The sequence below is a fragment of the Pseudomonadota bacterium genome (assembly GCA_023229365.1).
In the GTDB taxonomy this organism is placed as follows: Bacteria; Myxococcota_A; Polyangia; order JAAYKL01; family JAAYKL01; genus JALNZK01.
In genome coordinates this window covers 1-7,795 of record JALNZK010000185.1, presented here as the reverse complement: position 1 = coordinate 7,795, position 7,795 = coordinate 1, and the positions used below count along the sequence as shown (strand labels likewise).

The following is a 7,795-nucleotide window of genomic DNA, read 5'->3' as shown; positions in this document are numbered from 1 at the left end:
GCGGTCGAGTTCCCGGACGGCTCGTTCCGCCCGCCGCTCGTCACAATGTACAGCGCGTCGGCGTTGTAGCGAATCCCACCGCCTCACAACGGACGTCCATCCGGTTTCTTGGAAACTGTTTGGCTGCTTCTACTTTCAGCCTGCCGATGACAGGCCTGCTCAACCACAACTCAACGAGAACACCTCTCTCGCAGCCCATTCGAAGGTGTGTACCCCGAAACCGGTACGATCGTGACCTCATGTTCCATCCGTCGTCACAGAACGTTTCTGATCGTTCATCGAACCGTTCGCCAAACTGTAGAATGAGTCTGAGCCATGTTTCGGGGCCATGTTTCGGGGCCATGTTTCGGGCCATGTTTCGGGGGCGGCGTTCGGCGACACGCTCTCCGGCTACGACGTCGTCGAGGCGATCTCCGTCGTCGAGACCGATTCCAGCGACGTCCCGGTCGTGCCCGTGATCATCGAGTCCGCGACGCAGGTGGAGTAGCGCCGATCAGTCGTCCGTCTCGCCGACGTACTTCTTCAGCCAGCTCACCGCCAGGCGGTTCACGTCCGCCTTCGCGTCGAGCGACTTCGCGATCTCCAAGCCCTCGGCGGCCCGGTTGCGGGCGTCGGCCGAGCGCCCGGCCGCCTCGAGCGATCGGACGAGCGCCACGTACGCCGCGGCGCGGACGTCGTTGCGCCCGGTGAGGAGCTGCGCCTCGGCGCTCGCGTCCCAGGCCGCGAGGAGCTTCTCCAGGAGCTTCGCCCGCTCGCCCGCGTCGCCGCCGAAAAGGAGCAGATCCGCGAGGTGGATGGCGGCCCGCAGATCGGTCTCGCGCGCGCCTGCGAGCTTCCGGAACGCCGCGATCTCGTCCCCGAACTCCAGCTCCGGGTCGAACTCGATCTCGACAGCCGACGGCGCCTCGCCCGGGCCGAAGCGCAGCTGGTGCGCCCCGACCTTCTGGACCGCCACGGCGTTCTGCTCGAACGAGATCGCGCGCAGCCAGCTTTTGCCGGCGGCGGTGATCGTCACGCGGAGCGAGTCGGCCGCGAGGAGCTCTACCGAGCCGTGGAACGGCTTCACCCGGGCCGCGACCTCGGAGTAGACGGGATCCTTCACGTAGGACCACGCGAAGTTCTTGAGGTTCAACGCGAATACGTCCTTCTGCCCGAGGATGGTCATCGGCGACGACGCGCGCTGGAACCTGAACGACGCCGCTCCGGACAGCTTCGCCTCGGCCCCGGCCTCCAACGGCACGACGACGTAGGCGGTCTCGTCGCGGTAGACCGCGTGCATCTCGGGCGCGCTCATTGTGGAGCACCTCACGGCCTCGACCGAGCTCTCGAACGACACGCCGTCGGTGGGCCGCTCGTCGCCGCCGCCGTGCACCCGGAACGCGTAGCCGACGAGCGCCTCGGCGCGCGCCCCCCCCCCGTTCGAGAGGGTCAGCTCCCAGCGGACCTTGACCGCGCCGTCGGCGGCGAGCTCCACGGTCGCCTCGGCGGCCTTCACGACCACCCCGTCCGGCGCGACCACGCGGGGCATCGCCGGCGCTGCGCGCACGGGGTCGATCCCGGGGGCGAGCTCGCACGCCTCCCCTTCCGCCTCGGCGGCGCGCCCCTCCGGCTCCGCGGTGTCGTCGGGCGTCCCGCGCGCGTTGTGCACGATACAGCCCGAGGCGGCGATTCCGACGACCAGCGCGAGGACGATGCGTTCCTTCATGGGACACCTCCGACGATCCGCGACCACGGGCCGAGCGTACCCCGAAACCGGGCGCCCAGACAGGGGACATGGCCGATGAATAACTAATCGAGTTGCCGCATGACACGTTCGGACGCACCATATCTCAAATGCCACACACTCCCGCGCGCTTCATTCCAAAGGAGATTCGAATGAGAAGTCGGCTCGTTTCCCTGGTCGCCCTGGCATGCACCCTCTTCGGCACATCGGCGTCCGCCCAAGGCGCTCCCGAGGAGATCCCCTCGAGCGTCAGGCGCCCGCCCCGGGTCCTCCCGACCGCGGACGAGATCGCGAATCCGTGGCTCTACCATCCGGCGTACGAGACCGAGTACGCCCCCCCCGCGGCGAGCGCCCTGCCCGCGCCGCCGCCGACCGGCGTCCTCCGGCCCGGCGAGTTCGAGCCGATGGACTCGGCGCTCATCACGGTCATCAACTACGGCGGAGCATACTTCCCGATGTGGCGCGACATGATCGACGCCTACTCGGGCGTCGCGCACGTCTACATCATCATGGACAACACGACGACCCAGAACTACCTGCAGACGTTGCTCGACGACGTCGGTGTCCCTGCGGACGCCTACACATACCTCGACTACCCCGTGAACACGATCTGGGTGCGCGACTACGGCCCGGAGACGGTCCGCGAGGAGGACGGCACACGGCACATCGTCGACTTCGACTACGGATCGACGCGCCCCCTCGACAACGCAATCCCGGGCGTGGTCGCGGCCGACTCCTGGTTCAACGCGGACGGCTCGCCGGCCCCCCTCAGCGAGAGCGCGCACCAAGTGAGCGGCGGCAACATCATGACCGATGGCGCGGGCACGTGCTTCTTCTCCAACATCCTGTACGGCTACGAGAAGCCCACGGGCTGGAGCGACGAGGACGTCACCAACGAGTTCCGTGACTACCTCGGCTGCGAGCAGATGATCATCCTCAACCCGATCTGCCTGGACGCGACCGGCCACATCGATCTTTACGCGAAGATCTTGGGGCGCCACTCCATCCTGCTCGGGCAGTACCCGACGGACACTCACTTCACGGGCGAGACCGAGTCGGGCGAGTCGAGCGGCCACTGCTCCGACCCGCACTTCCCGAACGACTACCAGGATCAGGAGGACAACCTCGCGATCCTCGAGGCGACGACGAACCTCGAGGGCGAGCCCTGGGTGATTACGCGCCTGCCGATGCTCGAGCCTTACGAGGACGGCGGCTGGTGGGTCTACCGATCATACATGAACTCGCAGATCATCAACGGCGTCGTGGCGATGCCGTCCTACTACGAACCGCAGAACGACGAGACCGCCGACTACCTGCTCGACAAGGAGGCCGAGGCGATCACGGCGTACGAGGCCGCGGCGCCGAACGGCGTCGAGGTCTGGGCGATCGACTCGGATCACATCATCCCGCTCGCCGGCGCGATCCACTGCATCACGCACGAGATGCCGGCCGAGGAGGACTACGAGTACACCGAGGCCAGCTCCGACACGGACACCGACACCGACGCGGACGGCGGCGCGGACGACTCGGGCGGCTCCTCGGACGACGGCTGCGGCTGCATGACGGTCGGGACACCGACCGCCGCGTCGTTCCTCTCCCTGATTCTCGGTTAGTCTTCGACGAGGTACCGCCCGTACACTCCGTCGATGTCCGCGCCGTCGCTTATCGCGTCCCGGACGTACGGCGCGCCCGTGTCCGGGTTCTCCTCGGCCGGTGCGGCGACGATCATGAGGTAGAGGAACCCCTCGGCCTTGATCGCCGCAGCCTCGCCCGCGTCGTCGGGCAGCGCGTCGAGATCGAAGTGATCGCCGCCCGCCGCGGCGGCGTCGAACGGATCGACCGGGTTGGTCTCGTCGTTCAGTAGCACCGGCGAGACGCCCGCGAACCCCAGCCAATCCCCCTGTAGCGCGGAGTACACCGTCTCGTCCGCGCCGCGGTAGTCGTTCGGGAACGCCACCCACGTCTCGCCGTCGCGCGACACGTAGACGATCGCGGGATCCATGAACGCCTCTGGCCCGCCGCCTATCTGGAACGCGTTCTCGAACACCGCGAAGTCCGCGCCCGCGCCGTTCGTCACGCGGCGCCCGCTCCACGCGAGGATGACGCGGTCATCCACGCCCGCCCCGTAGCCGAGGGAGAAGACGTCGTCCGAGTTGCCGGCGGTCGCGCCCGCGCCGTGCACGCCGTCGATCGTGTGATCCGCGTCCTTCAGCCCTTCGCCCGTAGCGCCCGGCGCCTCGACGACGGTGTCCGCGAGCTCGGCCGCCGCGTCCGTGCCGTTCGTGTCCCCGCCGCACCCGGCGAGGGCGGCCGCCGCGACGAACGCGATGAAGAGAGCGCGCACCTCAGCGCCCCCCGCTCGCCGCGAAGCATATCATGAACGGGGGCAGCCCCACGTCGATGGGCCCGTCGGTCAGCTCCGCGCCGGTCTCGGCGTCGAACACGCGCACGCCGGGCGCCTCCGGGCTGCGATCCGCGACCCACAGCTCGTCGCCGTCCGGATCGAGCTCGATGAACCCGAGATCCCAGTCGTCGTCATCGATCAGCGTCGCGACCACCGTCCCGGCGCTCGGATCGAACTGCACGAGCCGCGTCGCCTGGCCGCCCTCCGCGGTCACTCCGATCACCGCAAAGCCCCTGTCCGAGGCCGCGATCACGGCGTCCGCGAGATCGCCGCCGAGCGCCTCCTCGGTGATCACGTACGGCGACACGGTGTCGTCGTTCGGGTCGAGCAGCTGGATGCCGCCGTCGAGCGCGCCGAACCGTCCCACCACGACGAGCGGGACGCGGTCGATGGCCGCCGCGTAGCGCAGCTTTCCGTAGACGTTTGCGCCCGCGAGCGGGATCTCCCGCTCCACCTCGCCCGATGCCGCATCGATCACCGCGACGGCGCTCGGCCCGTCCACCTCGTACCCGTCGAGCTTCTGGAGCGCGGCGTAGACGCGATCGCCGTGGAAGAGCAGCCACGCGGCCTCCGGCGAACCGTCCCCGTCGGCGTAGGGAGTGAGGTCGACCTCGCCGAGGGGGGTGCCGTCGAGCGGATCGACGACGAGCAGCGAGGGCTCCTTGTAGCGCGCCACGTACGCCCTGTCCGCCGACACGACGGCGATGTCCTGCGGGTTCGTCCCGGCGCCGACCGAGTACTCGCCGATCACCTCCCACGTGTCGGTGGTGTCCACGAGCTCGATCGCGTCGGCGCCGAGGCGCGACACGACGAACGTCATCCCGGTGGACGGATCCGCGCGGCACACCGCGTCCTTGTGGATGAGGTCGATGTTCGGCACGGCGCGGCGCGCGACGGGATCGATCGCGGCGTACGCGCCGGTCTCGTAGTCGGTCGTCACGACGAGGGCGCTCCCCGGCGCGGGCGTCCCGGCCGGGGCGACATCCCCGGCGCACGCGGCGAGCGCGGCGAGCGCGGCGCAAGGTGCGGCGAGTCGGAAGAGAGTCGGTGTCACGGTCAGTTCCTCCATCGTAAGGTCGCGATGAGCGTGCGACCGGGCAGCGGGTACCCCTCGAAGTCGGAGATCGGCCGCTGGCGGCCGCGCCGATCCTCGACGGAGATCGTGTCGAGCAGGTTTCGCGCTTCGAGGGTCAGCTCGAGGCGCTCGGGGATGCGCGTGACGCCGATCGCGAGGCCCATGAGCGCGGTGCCGAGGCCGGCGTCCTTCAGGTTCGCCTGATCGAGGTACGTGAGCCCCGAGTACGCCACGTCCGCCGAGATCCGCGCGGCGAACGCGCCGAAGCTGTCCGAGAGCTCGACCCTCGCCCACAGCTCGTGGACGGGTCGGCCGGGCAGGCGCCGCCCGTCGAGGTACGGCGCGTCGGTCCTGTTGATCGCGTGGAGCCACGTATAGTTGGCCTCGATCGACACGAAATCCCCGAGCAGCACGCGCCCGGACGCCTCCATCCCGGCGATCTCCGCGCTCCCGACGTTCTCGGCCCGCACCGTGCTCTGCGAGTTCTGCACCCAGACGACGAGATCGCGGACCGCGGACGCGAACCCCGCGATCTCGAGCCGGCCGACATCGAGCACGCCGGCGTTCTCGGTCTGCCACGAGACCCCCGCGTCGGCGCTCCACGCGACCTCAGGGCGCAGCTCGGGGTTGCCGACCGTCATGCCCCGGTCAGCGTACAGCTCGCCGAGATCCGGCGCCCGGACGTACCGCCCGACGTTCAGCCGCACCGCGAACCCCCGCCCGACGTCGGCGCGGGCGCCGAGGCTCGGCTGCACCGTGACGTCGCTGGATCGCGCGGCCGGCATGGTGTCGGCGTGGCCCGGGATATCGCCCCCGCCGAAGGAGCTCGCCCTGTGCTCGAGGCGCAGCGCCGGGACGAGGAGGAACCACGGCGCGGGCGTCCACTCGTCCGAAAGCGCGGCCCCTGTCGTCACGCGGCGCGCGGGGGCGGGGACCGCGATCCCGCCCGTGTCGGCGAACGCGAACCGCTCGTACCGGCCGTCGACGCGTATCGCGAAGGCGTGCCGCCTCGTCGCGCCCACCTCGAGCGCCAGCCCGCCGCCCGCCGCGTCGGCGCGCGACGCCGTCCGCCCGGCTCCGACGCCCACCTCGTCCAGCGGATCGACGAGCTCGTCGGTGAGGACGAGGTACGACGCCGTCCCCGCGAGCGCGACGTTCTCGTCGAGCCTCAGCTCGGCCGCCGCGCTCGCCGCGTTGCGCAGGGTGCGCAGCGACGCCCGCCGGGACGGCAGGCTCTCCGCGCCCGGGATCCCCTGCCGCTTGACGCCGAAGTCGTCGGCGAGGATCCAGGAGAGCGGCCCGGCCTCGCCGTCCACCTTGATCAACGCCTCCGTGGCGACGTGCGCGTTGTTGCGCCGACGCCGGACGACGTCGTCCGCCGTCGTGTGCAGCGTGCCGTTCCTGTCGAGGTACGGGAAGTCGCCCTCCGCGCCCGACGCCGAGACGAGGGCGAGCCCCCGCGTGCCGCCCACGCGGTTGGCGTGCAGCGCGAGGAGGCGGGCCAACCCGAACGAGCCGTAGCTCGCCGCCAGCTCGGAGTACGGCCGCTCGAACTCCTTCGTCCTGAGCACGATCGCCCCGCCGATGCCGGCCGCCGGGAGCGACGGCGGGACGTGGCCGCGGTAGATCTCGATGCGATCGATCGCGTCGAGGCCGAGCGCCCCGAGGTCGACCGTGTCGAAGCCGCCCGCGTTGAGCTGCACGCCGTCGAGGTAGACCGGCACCTGGTTGGAGGACGAACCGCGGATGCTCGCGCCGCCGAACGAGCCCGGCCCGCCGAGCGAGCGGACATTTACGCCGACCGCTGGGGCGAGCGCGTCGCTCACGGTGCCGAACCGCCGCGTCTCGTCCCCGACGTCGAGCGTCTCGGCGAGCGCGGTCGTCTCGTCCGTCGCGCGCCGCGGGCGCCCGTGCACGACAGTCTCGTACGCGTCGTCCTCGCCGGCGCCTGCGTCGAGCTCGACGACCTCGTCTCCCTCGGCGAAGGTGCGCGCCGGAGCCGTCGCGATCGCGACGACGGAGACGAGCATCAGGAATGTGGACCGGCCAAGCACACCCATGCCACCCTTTCCGCGGGGAGCGGTGTGACGACTCCGGTCAGGTTTTCTGGCTTACGGGTTCGAGCCTCTCGGCTCACGCGCGCGATCGCCTTCCCAGCCCACGCTTGGGCCAGTGGCGGAATGACCGCGAGCTCCCCGCTTCACAGCGGCGGGACCGCGCCGGTTTTTCACCGGCTTCCCTGGTTTCCGGAATCGGGTTCGTTGTTAAAGAGCGCGAAACCAGAAGCGACAGTATGCGCCCGCGCCTCGGACGGCAAGCGGTGTTTCCGGGCGCGCGTTTGACACCGCACCGTCGTTGGGATAAACGAGTCCGGCTCGGGGCGATTAGCTCAGTTGGATAGAGCGTCGGTCTCCGGAACCGAAGGTCGCGCGTTCGAGCCGCGCATCGCCCGCTGAAAAGAGAAAGCCTTTCGCGTGGATAGCGCGGAAGGCTTTTTTCTTGTTACGAACGATTTTGGGGGCGTTGTGAAAAACGTCGACAAAAAAACTCGAACACGCCCTCGGGTTCCGGGTCCCCTTCTCAACGATCTACC

General features: G+C 69.7%; 6 protein-coding genes, 1 tRNA gene and 1 riboswitch. Of the genes, 3 read left to right on the top strand and 4 right to left on the bottom strand.

The annotated features are described in order from the left end of the window. The first annotated feature begins 328 nt into the window (after positions 1-328). On the top strand, positions 329-487 hold the full coding sequence (locus M0R80_30180; protein MCK9463906.1) for a peptidylprolyl isomerase: 159 nt from the start codon (positions 329-331) through the stop codon (positions 485-487). 6 nt (positions 488-493) lie between these two features. Here M0R80_30180 and M0R80_30175 read toward each other — a convergent pair whose 3' ends face one another. Beyond that, positions 494-1,705, bottom strand: coding sequence for a hypothetical protein (locus tag M0R80_30175; protein MCK9463905.1), 1,212 nt, complete (start codon positions 1,703-1,705; stop codon positions 494-496). Positions 1,706-1,875: 170 nt separating this feature from the next. Between M0R80_30175 and M0R80_30170 the strand changes: the two genes are divergently transcribed. After that, positions 1,876-3,336, top strand: coding sequence for an agmatine deiminase family protein (locus M0R80_30170; protein ID MCK9463904.1), 1,461 nt, complete (start codon positions 1,876-1,878; stop codon positions 3,334-3,336). Here M0R80_30170 and M0R80_30165 read toward each other — a convergent pair. The 3 genes from M0R80_30165 to M0R80_30155 are packed head-to-tail and all read right to left on the bottom strand — an operon-like array spanning position 3,333 to position 7,232. Beyond that, a complete protein-coding gene (locus M0R80_30165; protein ID MCK9463903.1) occupies positions 3,333-4,067 on the bottom strand; it encodes an LIC_13355 family lipoprotein in 735 nt (244 codons plus the stop codon). The genes M0R80_30170 and M0R80_30165 overlap by 4 nt on opposite strands. Before the next feature lies 1 nt (position 4,068). Next, positions 4,069-5,181: a hypothetical protein gene (locus M0R80_30160; protein MCK9463902.1), complete on the bottom strand. Its 1,113-nt coding sequence runs from the start codon at positions 5,179-5,181 to the stop codon at positions 4,069-4,071. Between the two features lie 2 nt (positions 5,182-5,183). Continuing rightward, positions 5,184-7,232 (bottom strand): TonB-dependent receptor, encoded by a 2,049-nt coding sequence (locus M0R80_30155; GenBank protein MCK9463901.1) that lies wholly within the window; start codon positions 7,230-7,232, stop codon positions 5,184-5,186. A 48-nt stretch (positions 7,233-7,280) separates the two neighbouring features. Continuing rightward, a riboswitch (cobalamin riboswitch) is annotated at positions 7,281-7,500 on the bottom strand. Between the two features lie 80 nt (positions 7,501-7,580). On the opposite strand from M0R80_30155, the gene M0R80_30150 reads away from it, so the two are divergent. Continuing rightward, positions 7,581-7,654 (top strand) — tRNA-Arg (locus tag M0R80_30150). Positions 7,655-7,795 lie beyond the last annotated feature (141 nt).

Excerpts from the sequence above, each read along its gene's own strand:
- M0R80_30180 (MCK9463906.1), top strand. The coding sequence starts at position 329 with ATGTTTCGGGGCCATGTTTCGGGCCATGTTTCGGGGGCGGCGTTCGGC.
- M0R80_30175 (MCK9463905.1), bottom strand. The coding sequence starts at position 1,705 with ATGAAGGAACGCATCGTCCTCGCGCTGGTCGTCGGAATCGCCGCCTCG.
- M0R80_30170 (MCK9463904.1), top strand. The coding sequence starts at position 1,876 with ATGAGAAGTCGGCTCGTTTCCCTGGTCGCCCTGGCATGCACCCTCTTC.
- M0R80_30155 (MCK9463901.1), bottom strand. The coding sequence starts at position 7,232 with ATGCTCGTCTCCGTCGTCGCGATCGCGACGGCTCCGGCGCGCACCTTC.